Origin of the sequence: Hymenobacter coccineus, assembly GCF_001816125.1 — a bacterium.
GTDB classification, from domain to species: Bacteria; Bacteroidota; Bacteroidia; order Cytophagales; family Hymenobacteraceae; genus Hymenobacter; species Hymenobacter coccineus.
Window position 1 is genome coordinate 1 of sequence record NZ_MDZA01000435.1, and the last position, 23,329, is coordinate 23,329.

Annotated in this window: 22 protein-coding genes and 1 pseudogene; 12 read left to right on the top strand and 11 right to left on the bottom strand. The window is 62.2% G+C overall.

The window, feature by feature from the left end; translation table 11 throughout:
- The coding region (locus tag BEN49_RS22215) for an IS3 family transposase (RefSeq protein WP_070746726.1) at nt 1–732 on the top strand (732 nt) is incomplete at its 5' end.
- A 497-nt stretch (nt 733–1,229) separates the two neighbouring features.
- On the opposite strand, the gene BEN49_RS22220 is transcribed toward BEN49_RS22215, so the two are convergent.
- Nucleotides 1,230–2,192 (bottom strand): tyrosine-type recombinase/integrase, encoded by a 963-nt coding sequence (locus BEN49_RS22220; protein WP_070746727.1) that lies wholly within the window; start codon nt 2,190–2,192, stop codon nt 1,230–1,232.
- 213 nt (nt 2,193–2,405) lie between these two features.
- Between BEN49_RS22220 and BEN49_RS22225 the strand changes: the two genes are divergently transcribed.
- Entirely contained in the window at nt 2,406–2,723 is a 318-nt protein-coding gene (locus BEN49_RS22225) for a hypothetical protein (RefSeq protein ID WP_070746729.1), read from the top strand.
- A 482-nt stretch (nt 2,724–3,205) separates the two neighbouring features.
- Here the strand turns inward: BEN49_RS22225 and BEN49_RS22230 are convergent, their stop codons facing one another.
- The 4 genes from BEN49_RS22230 to BEN49_RS22245 form a co-directional block, all read right to left on the bottom strand.
- Entirely contained in the window at nt 3,206–4,243 is a 1,038-nt protein-coding gene (locus BEN49_RS22230; RefSeq protein WP_070746731.1) for a S66 family peptidase, read from the bottom strand.
- Between the two features lie 253 nt (nt 4,244–4,496).
- Complete coding sequence (locus BEN49_RS22235; RefSeq protein WP_125917122.1) at nt 4,497–5,861, bottom strand: dienelactone hydrolase family protein; 1,365 nt, start codon at nt 5,859–5,861, stop codon at nt 4,497–4,499.
- Between the two features lie 54 nt (nt 5,862–5,915).
- The gene (locus tag BEN49_RS22240) at nt 5,916–7,133 is read right to left on the bottom strand and encodes a sensor histidine kinase (RefSeq protein WP_158023040.1); all 1,218 of its coding nucleotides are present in this window, start codon (nt 7,131–7,133) and stop codon (nt 5,916–5,918) included.
- 109 nt (nt 7,134–7,242) lie between these two features.
- Nucleotides 7,243–8,625, bottom strand: coding sequence for a sigma-54-dependent transcriptional regulator (locus BEN49_RS22245; protein ID WP_070746737.1), 1,383 nt, complete (start codon nt 8,623–8,625; stop codon nt 7,243–7,245).
- Nucleotides 8,626–8,928: 303 nt separating this feature from the next.
- On the opposite strand from BEN49_RS22245, the gene BEN49_RS22250 reads away from it, so the two are divergent.
- The 6 genes from BEN49_RS22250 to BEN49_RS31080 all read left to right on the top strand — a co-directional run bounded on the left by BEN49_RS22250 (nt 8,929) and on the right by BEN49_RS31080 (nt 16,453).
- A complete protein-coding gene (locus BEN49_RS22250) occupies nt 8,929–10,197 on the top strand; it encodes an efflux RND transporter periplasmic adaptor subunit (RefSeq protein WP_070746739.1) in 1,269 nt (422 codons plus the stop codon).
- A gap of 58 nt (nt 10,198–10,255) precedes the next feature.
- On the top strand, nt 10,256–10,939 hold the full coding sequence (locus BEN49_RS22255; protein WP_022821726.1) for an ABC transporter ATP-binding protein: 684 nt from the start codon (nt 10,256–10,258) through the stop codon (nt 10,937–10,939).
- Between the two features lie 22 nt (nt 10,940–10,961).
- Nucleotides 10,962–13,313, top strand: a complete 2,352-nt coding sequence (locus BEN49_RS22260; RefSeq protein WP_070746741.1) for an ABC transporter permease — start codon at nt 10,962–10,964, stop codon at nt 13,311–13,313.
- A gap of 26 nt (nt 13,314–13,339) precedes the next feature.
- Complete coding sequence (locus BEN49_RS22265) at nt 13,340–14,872, top strand: TolC family protein (RefSeq protein ID WP_158023041.1); 1,533 nt, start codon at nt 13,340–13,342, stop codon at nt 14,870–14,872.
- 421 nt (nt 14,873–15,293) lie between these two features.
- A complete protein-coding gene (locus BEN49_RS22270) occupies nt 15,294–16,049 on the top strand; it encodes a PA14 domain-containing protein (protein WP_158023042.1) in 756 nt (251 codons plus the stop codon).
- Between the two features lie 149 nt (nt 16,050–16,198).
- Entirely contained in the window at nt 16,199–16,453 is a 255-nt protein-coding gene (locus BEN49_RS31080; protein ID WP_369073228.1) for an OmpA family protein, read from the top strand.
- Between the two features lie 335 nt (nt 16,454–16,788).
- On the opposite strand, the gene BEN49_RS22280 is transcribed toward BEN49_RS31080, so the two are convergent.
- A complete protein-coding gene (locus tag BEN49_RS22280; RefSeq protein WP_070746750.1) occupies nt 16,789–17,652 on the bottom strand; it encodes a sigma-70 family RNA polymerase sigma factor in 864 nt (287 codons plus the stop codon).
- A gap of 290 nt (nt 17,653–17,942) precedes the next feature.
- On the opposite strand from BEN49_RS22280, the gene BEN49_RS22285 reads away from it, so the two are divergent.
- The gene (locus BEN49_RS22285) at nt 17,943–18,647 is read left to right on the top strand and encodes a recombinase family protein (RefSeq protein WP_070746752.1); all 705 of its coding nucleotides are present in this window, start codon (nt 17,943–17,945) and stop codon (nt 18,645–18,647) included.
- 172 nt (nt 18,648–18,819) lie between these two features.
- Here the strand turns inward: BEN49_RS22285 and BEN49_RS31230 are convergent, their stop codons facing one another.
- Together BEN49_RS31230 and BEN49_RS31235 are read right to left on the bottom strand one after the other, a co-directional pair.
- Nucleotides 18,820–19,086 (bottom strand): hypothetical protein, encoded by a 267-nt coding sequence (locus tag BEN49_RS31230; protein ID WP_438831802.1) that lies wholly within the window; start codon nt 19,084–19,086, stop codon nt 18,820–18,822.
- 161 nt (nt 19,087–19,247) lie between these two features.
- A pseudogene (locus BEN49_RS31235) lies at nt 19,248–19,892 on the bottom strand (Gfo/Idh/MocA family protein); the annotation flags it as partial.
- A gap of 302 nt (nt 19,893–20,194) precedes the next feature.
- Here BEN49_RS31235 and BEN49_RS22295 point away from each other — a divergent pair.
- Nucleotides 20,195–20,752 carry a hypothetical protein gene (locus BEN49_RS22295; RefSeq protein WP_070746754.1) on the top strand — a complete coding sequence of 186 codons (558 nt, stop codon included), beginning with the start codon at nt 20,195–20,197 and terminating at the stop codon, nt 20,750–20,752.
- 106 nt (nt 20,753–20,858) lie between these two features.
- On the opposite strand, the gene BEN49_RS22300 is transcribed toward BEN49_RS22295, so the two are convergent.
- Nucleotides 20,859–21,350: a hypothetical protein gene (locus tag BEN49_RS22300; RefSeq protein WP_070746756.1), complete on the bottom strand. Its 492-nt coding sequence runs from the start codon at nt 21,348–21,350 to the stop codon at nt 20,859–20,861.
- A gap of 152 nt (nt 21,351–21,502) precedes the next feature.
- Nucleotides 21,503–21,835, bottom strand: a complete 333-nt coding sequence (locus BEN49_RS22305) for a hypothetical protein (protein ID WP_070746758.1) — start codon at nt 21,833–21,835, stop codon at nt 21,503–21,505.
- Between the two features lie 32 nt (nt 21,836–21,867).
- Here BEN49_RS22305 and BEN49_RS28455 point away from each other — a divergent pair, with 32 nt between their 5' ends.
- Both BEN49_RS28455 and BEN49_RS22310 read left to right on the top strand, forming a co-directional pair.
- Nucleotides 21,868–22,014, top strand: a complete 147-nt coding sequence (locus tag BEN49_RS28455) for a hypothetical protein (protein ID WP_158023044.1) — start codon at nt 21,868–21,870, stop codon at nt 22,012–22,014.
- A gap of 290 nt (nt 22,015–22,304) precedes the next feature.
- Entirely contained in the window at nt 22,305–22,529 is a 225-nt protein-coding gene (locus tag BEN49_RS22310) for a hypothetical protein (protein ID WP_070746761.1), read from the top strand.
- A gap of 307 nt (nt 22,530–22,836) precedes the next feature.
- Here BEN49_RS22310 and BEN49_RS22315 read toward each other — a convergent pair.
- The coding region (locus tag BEN49_RS22315) for a T9SS type B sorting domain-containing protein (RefSeq protein ID WP_204376185.1) at nt 22,837–23,329 on the bottom strand (493 nt) is incomplete at its 5' end.

A 23,329-nucleotide genomic window follows, 5' to 3' on the forward strand; every position in this document is an offset into this window, starting at 1 on the left:
CAGCGCGTCTTCGCCACCCACGCCGGCCGCTATGGCCAGCGTCGGCTGCGCGCTCAACTGCGGCGCGAAGGCCACGCGGTGGGCCGCCAGCGTTTGCGCAGCTGGCTCAGTGCCAGCGGCTTACGCGCCATCTGCACCCGCGCCAGTTCCCGGCCCCCACGCACTACCCAGGCCGACCCGCAGGCCGTGGCGGCCGCTAATAAGCTCGCCACCTGGCCCGCGGCGACGGCTCCTAACCAAATCTGGGTCGGCGACATCACCTACTTAGCTTTGGCCACCGGGCACTGGGCGTACCTGGCCTGCTGGCGCGATGCCTTCTCCCGGCGGGTGGTGGGCTGGCACGTGAGCGAGTCACTGCCTACCGACTTGATTCTGACCGCCTTTAAGCGGGCCGTGGCCGTCTGCCAGCCCCTGCCTGGCCTACTCGTGCACGCCGACCGCGGCAGCCAGTACACCAGCGACGCCTTTACCACCTTACTCGACCGCACCCAGGCGATTGCCAGCCTGAGTCGGCCCGGTAATCCCTATGATAACGCCCTGGCCGAGAGCGGCTGGAGCACGCTCAAAACGGAGCTACTGCCCCGAGGGTCCTGCTTTGCGGACCTGGAAGAGGCCCGCTTAGAACTGGCCGAATACCTCGACCACTACGACAATACCCAGCGCTTGCACTCTGCGCTAGGTTACTGCACCCCGCTCGAAATCGAACTCCACTACCTTTTCAATCTACCTTAGCTCTGTGTCCGTTTAAACCCGACCACCTCAATTGTTCCGTAGAAGAAATTGATAAATCCGTTCTTAGTAGAGAAACTACCAGTTCCTGCCGAAGAACCTATAATTGCCCTAACCATAGCCTCTCCTCTTAGGTCAAAGTAGTAATGCTTTTTGGAGTTCTCTGAATGGAGGCGTTTTTAAAAGGACAGGTGGAAACCAGCAAACGCTCCTTATGCCGGTCAAACTTGGCCGTAAGCGGTCTGCCTCCAAGCTGTCGGGATGCCTACGCTACCCCCACTTGCTGCTTCAGCCGCTTGAGGCAGCGGCGCCACCGCCGGCGACTTACCCTCGCACTGCGCTAAAGCGCGGCCTTCGCCAGCGGTGCTTACTGGCTCCCCTAAGAATTTGCCTGATACTAGTAAAGACGGAGCGAAAAATGGTTTTCAACTTAGTACCGATAATGAAGGTTTTTCCATCGGCTACGGTCTAGGATAGATTCGAACGGAGTAAGCTAGCAGTCACAATCCCAATTTTTGGGCGGCATTGTGCTGGCGCACGTTGTCGAGGCGGGTGTAGCGGCGAATCATCTCTGAGGTCTTATGCTTGGTCTGGTTCATGACCTCCGAGTCATCCGCTCCGGCCAGCTTGGCCACGGTGACAAACGAGGCCCGCAGCGAGTGGGCCGAATATTTGGGGCCCAGGTAGCGTTGCACGATCAAATTGAGGTGCTTATCCGTCAGCCTACGTTCCGTGAGTCGTTCCCCTTTGCGAAAGGACACAAACACTGGCCCAGTATCCCGGTCCAGCCGCTTCACCCACGCCTCCAAGGTGCGGATGGGGCAGAGCTTGAAGTCCGGGGAATAGAAGATAGCCTTTTCTTCGGCCGCCCCCAGCTGGTTGGTTTTGCTCTTGGCCAGGTTGACGACCAGCCCTTCCTCCGAAAAGGCCAGGTCCTCCACGTTCAGCGCGGCCAGCTCCGAGCGGCGAAAGGCCCCCGTGAAGCCCAGCAGCAGGATCACCCGGTCCCGCAGCCCAGCCAGGGTTTTGCCGTCGATGCCTTTCACCGTGCGCTTAAAATTGGCCAGTGTGAAGGCGGGGGCCTGTTTTTGCCGCACACCCTTGAGCCGGGCAATGCCCTCCATCAATACCTTAAACTTCTTGTCGTCCGTGGGCGAGTCCGCGCCCCGCAGCGCGTGGGCCTTGGCCACGGCCGCGCAGTGGCGCTGGATGGTGGAGACCTTTTTGCCGGTTTCGGCCAGGTGGGTCACGAAGCCCGCGAGTGTGTCCACGGACGCCGGCAGCGGGTCCAGGCCGTGCGCGGCGCACCAGGCGCCGAAGCGTTTCAAGTCGCCGGCGTAGGCCTTGGCCGTGTTGGCCGCGCCGCTGAGCCCGGCCTCGACGTACCGACTCGTGTGCACGGCCAGGTCGGCCAGGGCCCCGGAGGAGTTGATCGGAATTGAGAGCGAGACCTCATTTTCCATGTAGCCTATATATAAATGAGTAAAACGCGAATTTTAGAAGGCAAAATCAAAAGTAGCGATAAGGTCCGATAAGTAAACATTATCGGACCTTATTGTAGCGTCCTAGCGCGTTGGACGGGAGGCACTCATTGAGTGGGCCGCGCGCCGCAAGCTTTTCCCCGCAGTTCGTCGTATGTCTGGGGGTCCGCTCCTTTTTCGCCTCGCCGCCTGCCCATGGGCCTGCTCCACACCACCGCCGCCGACTTGCCGCACTTCGTGCTGGCCCACGCCAAAGTCATGGCCATGGTCGTTCGCGCGGAGAGCGCGGCCGGCGCGCGGCTGCGCCCCGTGTTCGAACAGTTTGCCACCAACCGCGCCTACGCCGGCATCACGTTCGTGTGGCTGCCCGCGGCCGACGCCGCCCCGGCCGGTCCCTTGCTGACGGCCCCGTTCTTTTGCACCTTTGCCCAGGGGCAACTGGTGTACAGCGACACGCTCACCACGGAGCAGCAGGTGCGCGGGGTGCTCCACGCGCTGCACGCCCACGGGTAAGCGCCGCGCCGCGGCACGGGTGGCTGAGCCAGCCACGGCTAACGGCCCCGCGCGGATCAGAACGATTCGTAAACCTTATCAGGCCTTACACAAGATGAGGTGTACCGTCGGTAGGGTATCATTTGTAAGAGTTATGATACCTAAACTTGGCCTTGCCGCGATAGAAGCAGCGCGGTTCGTAGGACGCTACCTGATGCAAGGTGTAGCCCGCTGGTGCTTTCTTAATCTAACCGGTAGCCGTACCTAGCTGTGGTCGTTGTTTAGCGCCAGCGATTCGTACTTATTTCGTGGCTTACGAACCGGCCTCTTTTCTGAGTTAGCCTACTCGGTGCAGCCGGCTCCGCCGCTAACATGATAGGGGTTCTGGTCTGCGGCCCGTGCCGACGTAGCGAAAGCGGATGCTGGAATGCGAATCCCCTTCATTCCTGTCTTCCCCAGGCGCGGGCGAGTCCTGCGCAACAGGAGTGGTACGCCAATCCGTTCTAGGCTGCCACCCCACTTTCCAACAGGCTAAACGTGCGGGCAACAGGGTCCATTTCGGCCAGTACGCCGTACGGCAGCGTGAACACCGGACTGGTGTGACCAAAGTCCATTTCCGTCACCACGGGCAGGTCCGACAGGCCCTCCTCCCCCAGAACTTTGCGTAACTCCGCATTATACTCCTGGGCGTAGACATTGTTATCCGGTCGGCCCAGCAGGATGCCTTTCGCCGCGTGCAGGATGCCTTGCTGGGCGTAGTTGCGGAGCCACCAGCGAAAATAGTCGGGTTCGGGCCGGACCTCGGACGTTTCAAAAAAGAGAATCGTATCCGCCCACTGGTCGGGTGCGGGCCAAAAGGCGGTGCCTTTCAACGATTCCAGCGCTTCCAGGCACCCACCGAGCAAGCGGCCCTGGACTCGGCTCGTGCCTTGCAGAAAATTCCACCCCGCACTGGGTACGAGGGCGCGGGGGGTGTCCTGCAAGGCGCTGTCCGACCAATCCAACAGTTCCGAGGTCCAGCCCGCCCCGTTGGGCAAGACTTCGCCCACGGCGGTCGGGGAAAACAGCGTGCGCTGGAGGTCGGCGATTTGGTAGGGCAACATGCCCCCGTTTTCGGCAAAGCCCACCAGCAACGACGTGCCGTAAAAGGAGGTAAGCCCCGCTTTCCAACACAGCAGATGCGTGATGGTGCTGTCAGAAAAGCCCAGAAATATTTTGGGGTTTTGCTGGATGATACCCAGGTCCACGTAGCGCAAGACGCGGCAGCTGTCGTCGCCCCCGATGGCCGAGATAACCGCTTTGATGGAAGGGTCGGCGAAGGCCTCCATCAAATCCTGCGCGCGGGCGCGGGGGTTATCGTAGAGCCACTGGGCGGGTTTCAAGGCATGGGTAGTTTCCACTACTTCCAGCCCGAAAGTGGCTTGCAGCTGCTGTTTGCCTTGTTCGTAGCGGGCGGGGAGTTCGCCCGCCCCGCCCCAGGAAAGCGAAATAACGGCGACTTTATCGCCGGGCTGTAAGGCTTTTGGCTTGACTAAGGGCATGGACGCTGCGCGGTACTGGGTAACGAACGGAACGGGTTCTAGCAGCAAGTATACCAGCTAGTTCCCCCTGCACAACGCGTGCCCGGGATAGGCCGGTTTGGGTCAGCGTGTTGGATAAACGGGTAAGCCGGCTGTCGCAGTGGCCGCCAGGAGTTCATAACCTTTACTAATTGTGCTTTCAATCAACGTTATAAGCTCGGCTAGAATACACAATAGCGAGTGAAGTAACCGTTGATTGTGCAGGTTTAATTAGTTAAAGCTTTATTATCAACTCGTTGATAAAGAGTTGCTGCCGGTCGAAATTGGCGGCAAATCGCTGCCCCAAGAAATTCTTCGAATAAGTGACCACTCCTTGGTAGCGTTGCTGCCCATTAACTACGACCCGAATAGGCTGCGTCAGGTCAACCATGACGGGCGAGATGTAGAGCGTTAGTTCATCCACCAAGGAGGTTTCTACCGTGTAGGTGTTATTAAAACAAGTAGCCCGCACCTGCCCATCTTTTTCTCCGTTGCGATATCGACTTGCTTCTCCCACCATATTCACCACCCGAATACTATCAACCTGGTGCGTGGCAGCTGGCGCTTTCGTGCTGGACATGCGGCATTGCACCCAGTCGAGGCCGGGGAGGTCACTACTATTATAGCCCTTCGCATAGGTCACGCGGGTCGGGAAGGGATTGCGACTGACTACAGTTAAATGCGCAAATAAGGCGGGCAAGACCTCTTGCTGATAAGGCGCGTAATAATGAGTACGGGCGGGGAGTCGGCGCACCTGCCAGTCAGCGCCAAAGTGGCGGGCCTGTTCGGCGTAGGCGAGTACACTCGCTGGGCTGATAAGTTCGTCGGCTTGCGCAATGAAGGCCAGCAAGGGCCGAGCGGCTAGATTCAGAAATTGGGGCCGGCTGGCCAGTCCCCCATTGATGGCGTAGAAGCCCGCAAAAGCAGAGGGGGTTAAACTAGCCACATTGAACACGGTCTTGCCGCCATCCGAGAAGCCACTTAAGTAGACGCGGTTGTCATCAATGTTCAAGACGCGCTTGGTCTGGGCAATCATTTGCTGCAGGTGCTGATAGCCGTAATTCCCATAAATCGCTAAGTCTTGGCGTAAACAGGGAAATAGCTCAATAGTGTTTTGCTCGTCTAAATAGCGAAAGGTGGGATTGTCGAGCACGATTTCCTTCGCGTAATTTGCTGGTAACTGCTTACGATTCAGCCAGCCACCCTTATAATAGACTAGTAATTTGGTCGGTAATCGGTGGTCATAATGCTGCGGCACATATACCAGATAGGGCACGGTATGGGTTGAATCCAGTTTCACCTCGTAGCGACAGATAATGCCCGTGCGGCGCGGCTTGGGATAGTGCTGCCAGCTACGCAGCAAACGGTAGAGACTGTCACCCGTTACCTGCGCATCCCCGCTCCATTGGGTGAGCTGCGCTAGCTCGGGCACAGCGAGACCGTGTTGCTGCGGGTGCAATAACCGTAAAAAGTCGGCGTCTGAGGTGCTAGTAGCTAGCTTCACCCATCGCGCAGTTTGACCACAACCAGGTCCCGGCTGCCAACTGATCAGGAGAGTAATGAGCCAGAACCAGGGGGGAGTAGAAAATCGGAGTTTCATGCTGAAAGCGGATAAGCAAGTGGGTGGACTTCAGAGCGTAAACTTCCTAAAAGATTAGAACCACAGTTGAAATGCACTGCCCGCCCCCTCCACAGAATGAACCTGAATGCTGCCCTGGTGCAACTGCATGATTTGCTTGGCCAGGCTCAGCCCAATCCCGGAGCCGTTGGGGTGGGTAGTGAAAAAAGGAATAAAGATGCTGTCCAGCACATCGGCGGGGATGCCACTCCCGTTGTCTTTCACCTCGATAATCACCCGCTCTTGTTCATCGGACCAGGCCTGCAGGCTAATGCGGGAGTTGAGGGTGTACGTGAGTGCCTGCGCCGCATTGAGCACCAAATTGATGAGTACTTGCTCCAGTAAGTGGCCGTCGGCGTGCAGGGTGAGATGCGCGGGCCGGACGCTAAGAGTAACCTCAATGCCTTGCGCGGCCAGTTGCTCCGCCAGTAGCTGCCGGGTGGCCTGGAGCAATTCCTGCACATAAAGGGTCGTGCGTTGCGGCGAGGCCAGGGTGCTAAAGTCCCGGTAAACTTGGGCGAAGCGCAGCAGCCCTTCGCTGCGCTGCTGGATGATGCGAATGCCGGTACCTACATCGTCGAGCAACTCACCGGAGGCCTCCTGCTGCTGAGCGCGCTGCACATGGCGGCCCAACGAATCGGCCAGCGAAGCAATGGGGGCGACCGAGTTCATGATTTCGTGCGTCATAACCCGGAGCAGTTGCTGCCAGGCGGCGGTCTCGGTGTCGGCCAGGGCCTGGCTCACGTTCTTAAAGGCCAAGAGAGTAAAGGCTTCGCCTCGCAGCTTGAACTGCGTGGCTGACACGAGCAGCTGCACCGTTTGAAGGCCCACCGTCAGCTTCACCACCGCGGGCTGGCCGGGCACCGCCCGGCAGATGGCCTCGTACAAGACCGGCTGGCGGGTTTGAAGCGCCCGCATGTTTTTCAGGTACGGCAGGTGCAGCGTCTGCTTAAACGCCTCGTTCACCCAGGTCACGGTGCCCGCCGCGTCGTAGGACACGATGCCGGTATCGAGCAGGGCCAGGATGGTTTGCAGGTACTGAAACTGCCCTTCCCGTTCAGCCCGCAGTTCCCGAAACGTGGCGTTGACCTGGTTAAAGGCCGCGTGCAAGGGCCTCAGCGATGCCGGGCCGGCCTGCGTCGGGTACTGCCGCGAAAAATCCCGGTACTGGAGGGCCAGGGTAAAATCGGCCAGGGCCTGCTGCTCGCGCGTCAAATAGCGGGTCAGGTCCAGGACCAGTATTATCAGCAGCACTAGGGTCCCCAGAGCTAGCCCATAGGCGTGGTGTTGCGCGGCATACCCGCCCCCACCCAAAGCGGCCACCAGCAGTACTAAGCGTCCCAGCAGGCGAAAATCCAGGCTATTACATATCATGCTTATCGAGCCGGCGGTAGAGGGCAGTGCGGGTGAGGCCTAGTTCCTTGGCCGCTTTGGTAAGGTTGCCTTGGTGGCGCGCAATGGCCTGCTGGATGGTGGCTTTTTCTACTTCCAGCAACGGTAGCGGGTGCTCAACTGCGGTTGTAGCTGGCGCTGCCACCGCAGAAGCCGCCGTCGATTCGGGGTTACGAAACGAGAAATCGGCCGGAAGCAGCGCGGGGCCGGCCCCCAGAATAACGGCCCGCTCCACGGCGTGTTGCAGTTCCCGCACGTTGCCGGGCCAGGGGTGCTCGTGGAGCTTGCGCAGCGCAGCGGGCGCAAACTCTGGGGTGGGGCGTTGGTTGCGGGCGGCGGACACCTGCGCGAAGTGCTGGGCCAGCAGTTGCACATCGTTGTCCCGTTCGCGTAGGGGCGGCAGCGTGATTTCGACCGTGTTGAGGCGGTACATCAAGTCCTGACGAAAGGAGCCGCGGGCCACCAGGGCGTGCAACGGGGCATTGGTGGCCGACAACAGCCGGATATCCACCGGAATGGGCACGTTGCTTCCTACGGGCACCACCTGGCGGTTTTGCAGGGCCGTGAGGAGCTTAGCTTGCTGCGGCAGGCCAATGTTACCAATCTCATCCAAAAACAACGTGCCCCCGGTGGCCGCCTCGAACCGGCCCATTCGGCTGGCCTGGGCATCCGTGAACGCGCCTTTGGTGTGCCCGAATAGCTCGCTTTCAAACAACCCCTCGCTGAGCGCGGCCACGTCGGCGGCCACGAAGGGCCGGGCAGCACGGCGCGACTGCTCGTGCAGGGACTTGGCGACCAATTCTTTGCCGGTACCGTTCTCACCCAATAGCAGCACGTTGGCTTCGGTTGGGGCAACCTTTTCAATAATAGCGCGCACTTCCTGCATGGCGGCTGACTCTCCGAGTAGAGCAGTAGTGGCGGCCGGCCCAGATGGCTTTTTCGGGCCTACCCCACTTTTGTTGCCGGGTTTAGGTTGGAGAGCGGCGGCCAGCGTTTGCAGCAGCTGGTCGTTGTGCCAGGGCTTGAGCAGGAAATCGGTGGCGCCGGCTTTAAGAGCGCGCACCGCCGTGCGCACGTCGCCGTAAGCCGTCAGCAGAATAACGGCCGTGGAAAGGTCGTGCTCCCGGATGCGGTCCAGCCAGTAGAAGCCCTCGTTGCCCGTCGCTTGGCCGCTGCGGTAGTTCATGTCGAGCAGCACGGCGTCGAAGGGCTGCTGGCGAAGCAGCGAGAGCAGCAGTTCCGGGTTTTTCTCCGTTGCGACTTCCCGCACCTCGCTTTTGAGCAGCAGCTTGAGCGCGAACAGCACATCGGGCTCGTCGTCTACCACCAGGATGCGGGCGTGCTTGAGAATCATGAAAAAAGGCTGGGTAAAACGTAAAAATCGGGGTTCGCTGGCACCCGTGCCAACTTAGACCACATAAACCGTGCAGGCTTCTGAAAATACTGAATTTGAGCTGGCTAGGCCGTTTTCTGCCTGTCAAAGGAGTTGAATTGTATCAGAACCGAACGGTCAAGTGTATCAAAACCGGACGCTTGGCGGCAGCCAGTAAGCAAGGCGTAGCTGCATACTTCTGATTAGCAATAATTTGTGAGTAAGGCACCGTTCTTGGCTCCCCCAGTCAATAGCTTTTTGCGGCTAGTGCCTGCGCCGAACCGAATGGATATCCTGATACCAAAGAATAAGTGGTCGTTTATCACCCGGTGGTGGTGGCTAGGGGCCCTGCTGCTGGCTGGTACGGCCGCGGCTGGCCTCTACTGGCCGAGGGCGGGGCAGCGGCTGCACATCGCCGCCAGCCGGCTGACTATCAGTCCCGTCACACAGGGCAACTTTCAGGAATTCACGGCCATCGACGGGGTCGTGCAGCCACTGCGCACCGTGTACCTGGACGCGGCGGAGGCCGGCACGGTGCAGCAAGTACTGGCGGAAGAAGGCACGACCTTAACGGCGGGCCAGCCGTTGCTGCGGCTGGCCAACCCCGACCTGCAGCTGGAAATGGTGAACCGCGAAACGGCCGTGTACGACCTGATGAACAACCTGCGCAATACCCGCAACCAACTGCTGCAAAACCGCATCCTGCGCCAGAACCAGCTGGCCGACATCGACTTCCAATTGGCCGAGGCCAAGCGGGTATTCGACACCAACCAGGTGCTGTACAGCCAGAAGGTGATTGCCCGGCAGGACTATTTGCAGAGCCAGAACGCCTACCGCTACCAGCAGCGTCGGCGGCAGCTCACGCAACAGACCCTGCGCCAAGATTCGGTGGCCATGCTGCAGCAACTGGGCACCATGCAGGAGTCGGTACAGCGCATGACCAGTAACCTGGCCCTGATGCGGCGCAAGATGGACGACCTGTTATTGCGGGCCCCGGTCGGCGGGCGGCTCAGCTCGCTGGCCGCGGAAGTGGGCGAGGCCAAAACGCGGGGTCAGCGCCTGGGGCAGATTGATGCGCTGGTGGGCGTGAAACTACACGCTGCCGTGGATGAGTTTTACATTGCCCGCATCGGAGCCGGTCAGGTGGGCGAAGTGGTAGTGGAGGGCCAGGCCTATGCCTTGCGCGTGACCAAAATCTTTACCCAGGTAGCCAAGGGCCTGCAAATTGACCTGGCCTTTACCGGTACCCCGCCACCGGGCCTGCGGCGGGGCCAGACCCTGCCCATCCGGCTGGCGTTGAGTGCGAAGGCGCCGGCGGTGCTGCTGCCCAAAGGCGGCTTTTACCAGCAAACCGTGGGCAACTGGGCGTTCAAACTGGCGGCCGACGGCACCCGGGCCCAGCGGGTGGCCATCCGGCTAGGGCGGCAGAATCCTGACTACTACGAGGTGCTGACCGGCCTGCGGCCCGGCGACCAAGTCGTGACGTCCAGCTACGAAGGTTACGCTGACCAACAAGAACTGGTGCTAGACAACCGCCAACCTGCTACTCCCTGAAGGGACGTCTCACGAGACCTGCCAGAACATGACAACTACTAAAACCTAAGTGAATCTCATGATTAAGACCGAAAACCTGGAGAAGGTGTACCGCACCGAGGAGGTGCAAACCAAGGCGCTGAACCACGTTTCGCTGACGGTGGAGCAGGGGGAGTTTGTGGCCATCATGGGGCCTTCGGGCTGTGGCAAATCAACCCTGCTCAACCTGCTGGGCCTGCTCGACGAGCCCGACGGTGGCAGCCTGCAGCTGCTGGGTACCGAAACCAGCCGCTACTCCGAGCGCCAGCGGGCCGAGCTGCGCAAGCGCAGCCTGGGCTTCGTGTTTCAGAGTTTCAACCTGATTGACGAGCTGACGGTGTTTGAGAACGTGGAGCTGCCCCTGCGCTACCTCGGCGTGGGGGCCGCCGAGCGGCGGCAGCGAGTGGAGCAGGTGCTGGAGAAAATGCAGCTGCTGCACCGGCGCAACCACTTTCCGCTGCAACTCTCGGGCGGGCAGCAGCAGCGCGTGGCCGTGGCCCGCGCCGTGGTGAACGCCCCGCCGCTGCTGCTGGCCGACGAGCCCACCGGCAACCTCGACTCGGCCAGCGGCCACGACGTGCTGGGCCTGCTGACTGAGTTGAACGAGGCGGGCACCACCGTGCTCATGGTCACGCACTCCGAGCACGATGCCCGGTACGCCCGGCGCGTCATCCGCCTGCTCGACGGGCAGGTGGTGCTGGAAAACAGCCGCAGCCAATTCTAACCGATTCCTCCCCCTTTGGCTCATGCTTCCCTACCCCCTGCTGCTCCTCTACCGCAATTTTAAGCGGTTCAAAAGCACGTTCTTCATCAACCTGATTGGCCTCTCGACTGGCCTGGCCTGCGCGCTGCTCATCTACCTGTGGATAAGCGACGAGCGCAGCTTCGACCGCTACCACGCCCTGGACGGCCGGCTGTACCAGGTGCTGGAAAACCGCCGCACGGCCGCCGGCATCGAGACCCAACCCGGCACCGTGCCGCTGCTGGCCGAGGCCCTGCGGCGGGAAATGCCGGAGATTGAATTCGTGGCCACCACCACGCCGGTCCCGTTCTTCCCCGGTTTTACGCTGGCGGCGGGCGGTCAGCACCTGAGCGCCGTCCCCAAATACGCGGACCCGGCTTTCTTCCAGCTGTTTTCCTACCCGCTGCTGGTGGGCACGCCCGCCACGGTACTGCGGGATAAAGACGCTATTGTGCTCTCCGAGGCCTTGGCCACTAAGCTCTTTGGGTCAGCGCAGCGCAGTCTGGGTAAAGCCGTGGAATGGCAAATGGCCGACAAGAAGCAGACCTGCCTAGTGGCCGGGGTGTTTGCCGGGGTACCCCGCAACTCGTCCGAGCAGTTTGACCTCGTGCTGCCATTTGCTTCGTTCAAGGACATGATGCAGATGGGTGAAACCATCAAGTGGGACGACAACGGCCCCTTCACCACCTACTTAGCCTTGAAGGAAGGGGCCGACCCCGTGCAGTTTCAAGCCAAGCTGGCGGGTCTGTTGAAAACCAAAAGCGCGCAGGCCCAGGGACGCACGCTGTTTGTGCGGCCGTTCGCGGCGGCGTACCTCCACGGCACCTACGAAAACGGCGTCGCCACCGGGGGACGCATTGCCTACGTGCGGCTGCTGGCCCTGATTGCCGGGCTCATTCTGGTGATTGCCAGCATCAATTTCATGAACCTGTTCACCGCCAAGGCCTCGCGGCGGGTCAAGGAAGTGGGCATTCGCAAGGCCCTGGGGGCGAGCCGCGCCGCGCTGGTGGGGCAGTACCTGACCGAATCCGTGGTGATGGCCTTGCTGGCTCTGGTCGTGGCCGTGGGGCTGGTGCAGCTCGTGCTGCCGCAGTTCAGCGAACTCACGGGTAAGCCGCTGGCATTGCACTGGGAGTGGCCGCTGGTGGGGGCCGGCCTGGCCCTGGCGCTGGGTACGGGGCTGCTGGCGGGCAGCTACCCCGCGTTCTACCTGTCGGGTTTTCAGCCGGCGGCCGTATTGAAAGGCAGGCTGCCGACCAAGGCCGGCGACGTGTGGACGCGGCAGGGCTTGGTCGTGCTACAGTTTACGCTCTCGGTACTGTTCATCGTGGCCGTGGTGGTCGTCAACGCGCAGCTGGCGTTTGTGCAGCGCCAACCGCTGGGCTACGACAAAGCCCACGTGCTCCGCTTTGATACGGGCGGTAAGGCGGCGCGCCAGCAGGCGGCCTTTCTGGCCGAAGTGAAGAAACTGCCCGGCGTCGTGCAGGCGTCCAGCGTCCTGGGCGGTTTCTTAGGGGGGCGCCACGTGGAGGAGATGAGCTGGCGGGAGAAGCGCCTGCCAGTGGGGACGATGCTGGTCAACTATGACCTGGTGGAAACAATGGGCCTGCACCTGGTCGCGGGCCGCAGCTTTGCGCCGCAGCACCGCGCCGACAGCGCCGCCATCCTCGTCAACCAAACCCTGGTGGCTGGCCTGGGGATGCCGGACCCCGTGGGCCAGCAGCTTAACGGGGCTCGCATCGTGGGCGTGGTCCGCGACTTCCACTACGAGTCCCTGCACGAAAAAATCAAGCCTCTGCTCCTCAAGCTCGACCCCACGATTAACACGGTGCTGGTGAAGCTTCAGCCGGGCGCGGAGCAGGCCGCGATTGCGCGGCTGCAGCAGCTATACGCCGCCTACAACCCCGGCTTTACGCTTGACTACGCGTTTCTGGACGCCGATTACCAGGCCCAGTACGTGGCTGAGGGGCGGGTGGCGGTGCTCGCCCGCTACTTTGCCGGGCTGGCCATTCTCATTTCCGCCCTGGGCCTGCTGGGGCTAGCTGCTTTCACCGCCGAGCGGCGGCGCAAGGAAATTGGTATCCGCAAGGCCTTGGGCGCCAATGAGCTGGGTATCGTCTGGCTGCTGACCGGCAGCCTGACCTGGCTGGTGGTCGTGGCCATCGTACTGGCGCTGCCCCTGAGCTACCTGCTGATGCAGCGGTGGCTGGCAGGCTTTGCCTACCGCGTAGCGTGGCAGTGGTGGTACTTCGCCGCCGCCGGGATGGGGGCCCTGCTCATTGCCTGGCTCACCGTGAGCGTGCAGGCCTGGCGGGCCGCCCGCCGCAACCCCGTGCTAAGCCTGCGGGCCGAGTGATTCATATCCTTTTCTCTGCTATGACTGTGCTAATAACTCTAGCCCGGCGCGGCGGTACCGCCCTAGCCGTGCTGCTGACAGCCGGGCCCCTAGCGGCCCAACTCGCGCCGCAGCCGGCGCGCCCGGCCTCGCCGCCCGCAGCGGCGCTGGCCACGCCCGTCGCAGCGGCTACTGGCCCCTGGGGCCTGCAGCGGGCCATCGACTACGCCCTGGCGCACAATATTGGGGTGCGCCTCAATCAACTGACGGTGCAGAGCAATGCGCAGGTACTGCGTCAAAGCAAGGCCGCGCTACTGCCTACGGCTAACCTCAACGCCACCCAGGCCTGGCAGTACGGTACCAGCGTCAACCCGCTCACGTTCTTGTTTCAGAACGAGACGGTACGCTCCAACAACGTGTCAGGCAATTCGCAGCTGGTCTTGTTTCAGGGCTTTCAGCTGCGCAACACCATTCGGCGCAATGCCCTAGACGTGCAGGCGAGCGAAGCAGACGTACAGAAGGCGCGCAACGACTTGAGCCTCAACGTAGCCTCGGCTTTCTTACAGGCGGTACTGGCCCAGGAGCTGGTGCGGGCCAACCAATTTTACGTAACGCGCGACCAAGACCAGATTGCCCGTACCAAGCTATTGCTACAAGCTGGCAGCATTCCGGAAAGCACCCTGCTCGACAGTCAAAGCCAGCTGGCCACCGACGAGTTGAACGTCGTCAACGCCCAAAACCAGGCCACCATCGCCCGCCTGAATCTGCTGCAGCTGCTCAACCTGGACCCAGCTGCCAATCCCGATTTTCAACTGGAGGTGCCCAATCTGCCCGACCCCGACGAGGAAAATGCGTTGACACTAAATACCAACGAGCTTTTTCAGGGCGCGGCCACCCGCCAGCCCGAAATCAAGGCCGCCGACCTGCGTGTGCTCAGCGCCGGCCGCAGCGTAGAGTTAGCCCGCGGTACCTACTACCCGCGCCTGATTTTGGCCGGGAGCATCTTCAGCGGCTTTTCGTCGGCTCGTATGGTGCCGCAGAGTGGCGGTGACTCGACAGCGCGGCGCACTACTTTCTTCGTGCAGAATCCCACTACGCCCGGCGGGCCGCTCACGCCGCTGAACGTCATTACCTACCAGCCCAACGAACTGCCCCAAAAGTACTGGGACCAGCTCAGTCAGAACCTGGGCCAGCAGGTGCAGTTCACCCTCAATATCCCGATTCTCAACGGCTTGCAGGTGCGCACCAATGTGCAGCGCACCCTTATCAACGCCCAGCAGGTGCAGTTGCAGGCCGAGCAGGCCCGCCTCACGCTGCGCCAAAGCATTGAGCAAGCCTACGCCGACGCCCGCGCCGCCCAGCTGCAGTACGCCGCTGCCACCCGCCAGGTAGCTGCCCTCACCACTACGCAGCGCAACGCCGAAATCCGCTTCAACAACGGCCTGCTTAGCGGTACGGAGTTTAACGTGACCAAGAACAACCTCAATTTTGCTATCTCCAACCAGCTGCAAGCCAAGTACACGTTTATCTTCCGTCGTAAGGTGCTCGCCTTTTACGATGGGAAGTCGTTAGCGCAGTAAGAAGCATCCGCTTTAGAGCGGATTAGCGAGCGCTGTTGCTGGTTTTGCGTTGCTTTCGTGGGTAGTTGCTCTACGAGCCGATTCTTCGGCTTTACGGCAGCGCAGCGGGCGGGCGTGTGCGGTGCCGGGTGCCGACAGGTACAGGTAGCGACTCGCTTTTGTGTGCGCGTGGCCTTTGTAGGCAAGCGCTGCGCCACCAGCGGCACACCGGCACCGTGGTCGCGCGGCCCGGCCGGGGCAGCCGCGCCAATTACTTAGACGTGACTGCCTAGAGGTAGCTCGTGACTCAGGTGGCGTTGACGCCATAACTCTTGTCGGTCCTTTTACTTTCTCCTCTATGCCCCTGCTTCCAGCTGCCTCATCCGGGTGGCCCCATCTGCGGCCACGCTGCTTCCGTTCCCGCCTGGGCGTCTACTTCCTCGTGAACTGGGTCAATTTCGCCGCGCGACGGCTGGCTTGGCAACTAGGGGTGCTGAGCGTGCTCAGTATCTGGCCGCAGCTCAGCTGCGCGCAAACCGCCGCCGGGCTAAGCCCAGGCCTGCGGGGCGACTATTACGAGGGGCTAAATTTTGAGCACCTGGTCCGGACCCAGCGCGATGCGCGTCTCGACTTCGACTGGCACGAGCAAAGTCCCGTGCCGGGGGTACCCGCCACGTCGTTTACCGTCCGCTGGACGGGCTGGCTGGTCCCGCCGGTAACGGGCCGTTATGTCCTGCATCTTACGGTGGACGATGGCGTGCGCCTCTGGCTGGACCAGCGCCTGCTGCTAGAAGAATGGCGGGGCCAATACCTGAGCGTGTATCAGGTAGCCGTTGACTTGCAGGCCGGGCATGCCTACCCCCTGCGGCTGGAGTACTGTCAGTATTCGGCCACTACGCGGCTGCTGCTAAGCTGGGAGCGCCCGCGCCAACCCGAGGCCCAGGCTTCGTGGCGTACCCTGTGGGGACTAACGACAGAGCTGATGAGCAACCGCTATCGCGAGGTAGTACCCGCCCGCGCGCTGATTAGTAACTGGCCGCCGGCCCCGCGCCCGCTCGCCGGCCCGCGGCCTGGCACGAGGCCGCCCGCTAAGCTGGTGACGAACCTGCGCCAACGCCGCGCGCGACCAGCCCCGAGACTGCCCCGGCCCCAGCCGCGTACCCCTCCGAGCCACTGCTGGAGAAGCGCACGCCCGTAGTCCGATTAAGTAGTGCTCCACGCGCGAACGCGCGCGATACGCTGGCGCGCCAGCTAGCCTCGGGCGTGGCGGTTACCTGGCACGCCTTATACTTCCCCCAAGGGCAGGCGACGCTCCTGCCCGCCGTAGCGGCTAGCTTGGATACCCTGGTGGGGGTACTTCGGCAGTACCCCCACCTGCGCCTGGAGGTGCAAGGCCACACCGATAACCAGGGAGACGCGCTGCTGAACCAGCACCTCTCCCACCAAAGAGCCGTCGCCGTGTGCACGTACCTGACGGCGCACGGAATTGCCGCTAGTCGACTGCAGCCCCGAGGGTTCGGGGATACTCAGCCCGTGGCTGATAACCGGGAGCCCGCACAACGCCCCCGCAATCGGCGGGTAGTGCTGCAGCCCATCCCCTGACGCATGAGGGTCGGCAAAGGGTGCAGACGGCTTGAGCACCTCCCTTCCCCTACTCATAGGGCAGCGAATTTCTAGTTTACCTAAACGGGGCGGGTACGTTTTTTAACACTTATCGTACCTGAAGTGTTGTTTCAATAGAGACCGAATAAGCGAAGGTTATCAGTCCTTATTACTCCAGCCGATATAGTGGCCCGCTTTGCTTATCAGTCCCTATTAGGAGCCCGGTTGCTATACTTCCTTACGCGATGCGTTGGTAAGAAATACCTTCTTGCCTCTTGCTTGAGTTGTTAGGTTCCCGCTTAGACTCATCTTCTAAAGGAAAGCGGACAAAGGGGTTAGCCTAGATACGATTTGAGCGACTGTGAGCGCGACGTATGCTTGAGGCGCCGGATGGCCTTCTCCTTGATCTGCCTGACCCGCTCGCGGGTCAGGCTGAACTTTTCGCCAATCTCCTCCAGCGTCAGCGCGGCGTGGCCGTTCAACCCGAAGTGCAGCGTAATGACGTCGGCCTCCCGCCGCGTCAGGGTCGAGAGCGCCCGCTGCACCTCCCGGCGCAACGAGTCGTGCAGCAAGCCGGCGTCCGGGGTGTCCGCCGCCTCGTCCACCATTATATCGAGTAAGCCGTTTTCCTCGCCACTCACGAAAGGCGCATCCATCGAGACGTGGCGGCCCCCGATTTTGAGCGTGTCCACCACTTCCGCGGTGGGCAACGCCAGCAACTCGGCAATTTCGTCGGGCGAGGGCTCCCGCTCAAACTTTTGCTCCAACTCCGCAAACGAGCGGCTGATTTTGTTGAGCGAGCCCACCCGGTTCAGCGGCAGGCGCACGACGCGGCTCTGCTCGGCCAGGGCTTGCAGGATGCTCTGGCGAATCCACCACACGGCGTAGGAGATGAACTTGAAGCCCTTCGTTTCATCGAAGCGCTTGGCCGCTTTGATCAGCCCCAGGTTGCCCTCGTTGATGAGGTCGCCCAGCGTCAGGCCCTGGTTCTGGTACTGCTTGGACACCGAGACCACGAAGCGCAGGTTGGCTTTGGTCAGCTTTTCGAGGGCCAGCTGGTCGCCCCCGCGGATGCGCTGGGCCAGGTCTACTTCCTCGTCGATCGTCACCAGGCTCACCTTGCCGATCTCCTGTAAGTACTTGTCCAGCGACTGGCTTTCGCGGTTGGTGATCTGCTGGCTGATTTTTAACTGTCTCATGCGGGAACGGTGCGGCCTAGAAGGGGCAATAGGAATCTGTAACTCTTGGTGCAGCGGCTTGGTTCGACGGTCCCGGCGACGACGCCCTGCTGGAAAGGTCACGGCAGGAGCAAAAGCCTGACCGCTGCCGATGGAGATAGTTCATTATGAATGAGCAGTTTAAAGTATTAGCTGCGCTAAGACGGCGTGCCATTTAGTGCTATGCATGTAACGTTAATCAATCCACCGTTTAAACCCTGTGAAATCACCGAAATCCGGGGTAGCTTTGCTCAAATGCTCCTCCCTTAGCCATGAAGTCCTACGTCGCCTACCTGCGCGTCTCCACCCAGAAGCAAGGGCAGTCCGGCCTCGGCCTCGCCGCCCAGCGGGCGGCCGTGGCCGCCTTCGCGCCGGGGGCCCAGGTGCTGGCGGAACTGGTCGAGGTCGAGTCGGGCAAGCAGAACCGGCGGCCCCAGCTGGCCGCGGCCATGGCCCTGGCCAAGGCGCAAGGCGCGACGCTGCTCATTGCCAAGCTGGACCGGCTCTCGCGCAACGCAGGCTTCATCTTTGCGTTGCGCGACGCGGGCGTGGACTTCGTTTGCTGCGACATGCCCGACGCCAACACCCTTACCGTCGGCATTTTTGCCGTGCTCGCCCAGCACGAGCGCGAACTCATCTCGCAGCGCACCAAGGCGGCCTTAACCGCCAAAAAGGCCCAGGGGGCCCGGCTGGGCACGCCGGCCAACCTGACCCCGGCCGCCACGCAGAAGGGGCGGGACCAGAACCGGGCCAATGCGCGCGCCAACGAGCACAACGAACGGGCGGCGGCGCACATTCTGCTGCTCAAGGAGAAGGGGTTCAACTATTCGCAGATTGCGGCGAAGTTGAACGCGCTGCGCTTCATGACCCGTACGGGCAAGGCCTTCCGGGCGGAGCAAGTCAAACGGCTCTACCGGCGGACAACCGCGCCGGCGCCGGCTTTGGGGCGGGTGCTCCCGGCGGCCGGCACGGCGTAGGCAAGGGGTGCGGACCGCTGCGGGCGGCTGTTGGCCGCCGGGCTTAGCCCGCGCGCGGTTACGCGTGGGCCTGCTTTCAACGGAACCGGGGCGGGCCCAGGCCGCCGCGCCGGTCCCTGACCTTCCCCCCCCGGTAGCCGCCAGCGGTCGCCCCCCCGGGGGGCGGCCGGGCTCACAACCGCACGGGCTCGCCGGTGCGCACGCTCTGGTCGCAGGCCAGGGCAATGCGCAGGCTGTTGAGCGCATCGGCCAGGTGCTCGGCGAGGTCGAGCGGCTCGTGAATGGCTTGCCAAAACCAGCGCTGCTCGCGGGTGCAGAGTTCCTGGTGGTCGGGCGCGTCGGCGAACTCGATCCAGGTGTCGGGCTGCGCGAAGGCCCCGTCGGCCGTGAGGCGCGCGGGGTGGAGGCGCAGCGCCTCGGCTTGGGTGTGGGCCGCCACACTGGCCGAGCGCCGGCGGCCCCCGGCCGGGCCGTGAGGGAGACGCTGCCCCGGGGCCCCACCACGTCTTTCACAAAGAAGGCCGTTTCGCTCATCATCGGCCCCCAGCCGGCTTCGTACCAGCCCACCGAGCCGTCGGCAAAGCGGAGCTGCAGCTGGCCGTAGTTGTACTGGCCGGCCGGAATATCGTCGGTGAGGCGCGCGCCGATGGCCGACACCCACACGGGCCGCGCGCGCGTCATCTGGCACATGACGTCGAGGTAGTGCACGCCGCAGTCCACGATCGGGCTGAGCGACTGCAGCAGCTGCCGGTGCACGGCCCATGCGGGCCCGTGGCTTTGCTGGTTCAGGTTCAGGCGCATCACCAGCGGCGTGCCCAGGCGCCGCGCTTCGGCGATAAACCGCACCCACGCGGGGTGCACGCGCAAAATGTAGCCCACGAGCAGTTGCTTGCCCGCCTGCCGCGCCGCGGCCACCACCCGCTCGGCCCCGGCCAGGGTGGTGGCCAGGGGTTTTTCAAGGAACACGTGGCACCCCGCGGCGAGCGCCTGCACGGCGAAGGCCTCGTGGGTGTCGGGGTAGGTGGCGAGGCACACCGCGTCGGGCCGGGTGCGGCGCAGCGCCTCGGGGTAGTCGTCAAACACGGCGTACCCGCCGCCCAGCTGGGCGTTGAGCGCGTGCTTGCCCGGGCCCCGGGAGACGAGGCCGACCAGCGCAAAGCCGGCGAGGGCGTGGTAGGCCGCGGCGTGGGCAGCGCCCATGTTGCCGCAGCCGACAACCAAAACGCGCAAAGGAGGGGAGGGCATGGCTGGCAGGAGGGAACGCAGAAACCCGGCGAAACACCGCACAAGAACGGGACCAGTGCGCCGGCGGCGCCTAACGTCCAACAAACGGGCGGGGCCGTTGCCGAACGTAGCTGGCGGCACAAACAAGGCCGTTCCCAACCAACCCAAGTGGACGGGGCGGCGACCACGTTACTCTTTTTAGGTTTTTGTGAAAGCCCCGACCTAGTTAGTAAGCGGGGGCGTTCTGCAACAGACACGACCGTTTCGCTGGACTCTAGCCGTAGCTTGCCTGCCAAGTCCGGGGCCCCTGCCGTCGAATTGCTATGCTGAGTTTGCTGCTACTGCTCGGGGGCTGGCGTCCCCGCCAAGCGCCGCCCGTGCTCGCGACGTGGAATCGGGCCGTCGCGACCGCCCAGCAGGCCCTGGCCCGGCGGCCGCTTCCGCCAGACGTGCAGCACGCCTTGGCGGCGGAAGGGCACTACGCGGCTGGGGAAGCAGAGCAACGGCGGACGTTCCTGCTGTATTTGCAGCGCCAACACCGGCTGCCTTTCCCAGCGGGGGCCGTGGTTGTGGAACTGCCTGCCGCGGGCGAAAAGACCGCTTTGCAGTTCTTCTTGTTGACCCGGGCGGGCGCACAATACCGCGTCACCGCCTACGACGGAACCCAGGCTTGGCGCACCGGGAAGCGCACCGTTCTTCCGGCCAGCTTTGGCGACAGCTTGTTGTCCATCGGCGCTGTTTTTACCAAGGGCACAACCAAGAAGCCGAGACCGTCACCCGATTCCGGGCCGAAGGCCGTCAGGCAACCGCCCGGTTTTTTCCGCCTGACACCTTTTGCGGGGCATTGGACACGCTTTACCAGTTGTAGTCACGGGAAATAACAGCTGAAACGCTCCTATACAAAAACGGCCCGGCTTGTGGGGCCGGGCTGGGTGGGGTTGTAGGGGAAGATGGCTAAGATTTCATCGGCACTCCTGAAGAATTCGATTACCGCCGCTTCTTAAAAAAGCGAATGGGGTCAGGAAAACCCATAAGCGGTAAGTTAGGTAGGCTATCGGGCTTGAACCGCACATACTGCACGCTGTCCATCTCAAAGCCTTTCGCAGCGAGGTAGATGGTGGCTGTTTTATTGTACATCGAGGAATCCAGAACGGCCAGGCCGCGCTTTAGCAGTTCGTCCAGGCTCAAGGTTTTGGCGGCTACCGTGTCTTTGACGAGCACGGGCAACCCGATATAATCGTGTGAAAACATGCGCAGCTGGGCGGTAAGGCCGCCACCCGCCGTGTCAATGCGGCCGCTGTAAGAATAAAAGCCCCCATCGGAAGCGGAATAGCCTTTGTCGCCGTTGCGGTGCACCACGACCGGGTTGCCTTCCAGGAACAGCGAGTCAGGCCGGATGTACACGATGTTTTCGTGGTACCACTTATCGCCGGGATTTTCGGCAGGATACCCCTTCATCTCCGCCAACCCCACGTACATGCCAGTCGGAGCCCGGGGAGTGGGTGAGCGTTCGGCAACCGGCTGGCACCCAGTCAGCCCAGCCACTAGCAGGGCAGCAACGAGTAGCGGCATTTTCATGCCCCAAGATAGCGGCATTTGTTAGGGCGCCACGCCGTTGGGGGGCACCTGGCCTACTGCGAAGCAGCGCGGGTGGGGGCTGGGTACTTTACGACGAAGGTTTGCCCTGGCCGTTCCACTTTTCCCACCCTTTCGGAGAACTTGCCGGCCAATGCGACGGTCACGAACAAGCCTTTTGGGAGGGTAAGGCTCGCCGATTGCCCCGCCTCAATGCGTTGCACGGGCGTTGCTGAAACATCCAGTGCCGCGGTGGTGCTCACGATAATCTTTTCAGCGCACGTGTTTACGACCCGAATCGTAACCGCCTCAGCCGTTGCAGGCGGCACAGTCTGCGCCCACGCGCCCGTGCTGCCGAGCAGCAAGCCCCAAACCATGTGTGTCTTCATGCCCCGAATATAGCGCGCGCTACCTTCGCCCCATGACAGCTTCCCGCATCCGAGCTTGGGCCCGTTACGGGCGTTACGACACGTGGTGGTGGGGCACCCCCCTGCTGGGGGCTGCCGGCGTGCGCGAGTGCCGTCGGAACGAAGCGCTACCCCGCGGGGGCCCGGTGGAAAATACGTAGCAAGTTATTCCTCGTCCCTTAGCAAAAAAGCCCCGCCCACGCAGCGGGGCTTTTTCGTAGGCAACTAGTATAGACTACGCACCATTGATTATGAAAGCTGTATTTCTCCTGCTGCTCCTGGCTAGTTGCACTACGCAGCAGCTAGCTCACTCTCCTAAGCACCACCAACGGGTCAACCAGCGCATTCGGGACCGCAATCACGTACACAACGGGAAAATTCATAATCAGAATTTTTTCAATATGTAGAATAAGCCAAGGCCCCGTCCACCAGCGGGGCTTTTTTATGTCGCTTGCCCCGACCGCTGGCCCAGTTACCCCGCGGCTGTTATGTCACGTTGTGCGAGCGCATTTCCATTCCGGCCGTCTACCGCGTCCTGGTTGTCAAGCAGGGCCAGCAAGCAAAGGGTGGGCTGAGTTCTGCGGATTTCGTTGCCCAGGATTTTACAGCGGCAGACCAAGCACGCCTCGCCCCGGCGGTGGCGGTGGCCTTAATACGGGTGCTGGACAAGGAATAATAAGGCTCGTTTGCCTGAACGCCTAGCAGCTGGCTGGCACCAGGTGCGAATGGGCCACTGTAGGGTCGGGGGAGTTTAAGAAACTCGTCTACGATTGAAAGTTTACGAAATGCCCCGAGGAGATGAGTTTCGTAAACTGGTCATCGCGGCCCGATCTTGCGCGCCATCGGGTGGTTTTATGGAACTGCTAGCGCCTTGTTCCGAAAACTGTAGTTTTTGGAACAAGGGGACAAGGCGGTGGCTGTGCCGCCCCCCGCCGCCTTCCGCCCGTTTCCACCGCGCGCCGGTTAGGGGGCCTTGCGCGCCCCTACCGCACGACCTCCACCCACCCTTTGTAGCGGCGGCCGGTCACGGGGTGCACCAGCAGGTAATAATACACCCCGTTCGGTTGGCCCGCCGCGTCCCACGCGCCGTGGTACGGCGCTTGCTGGTACACTAACGTTCCCCACCGGTTGTAGAGCTGAATGTTCCAGGCGTTCGGTTCCAGCCCCGGCAACGCAAACGTTTCGTTCCGGCCGTCGCCGTTGGGGGTGATGATGTTGGGGATGGTAAAGGGGCAGCCGTCCCCGAACCGCACCTGCACCGCGGCCTGCCCCGCGCAGCCGGCCGGGGAGACGACGGACACTTCGTACCGGCCGGGGGCGGCCACTTCCAGCTGCGGGCGGGTGCTGCCGTCCTGCCAGCGGTAGGCGGTGCCGGCCGGTTGGGGCCCGGGCGCCAGCACACCCGCTGCTCGGCGCAGATGACTTGGTCGGGCCCGAGCGTGACCACGGGCGCGGGCAAAAACGTCAGCGCCACCG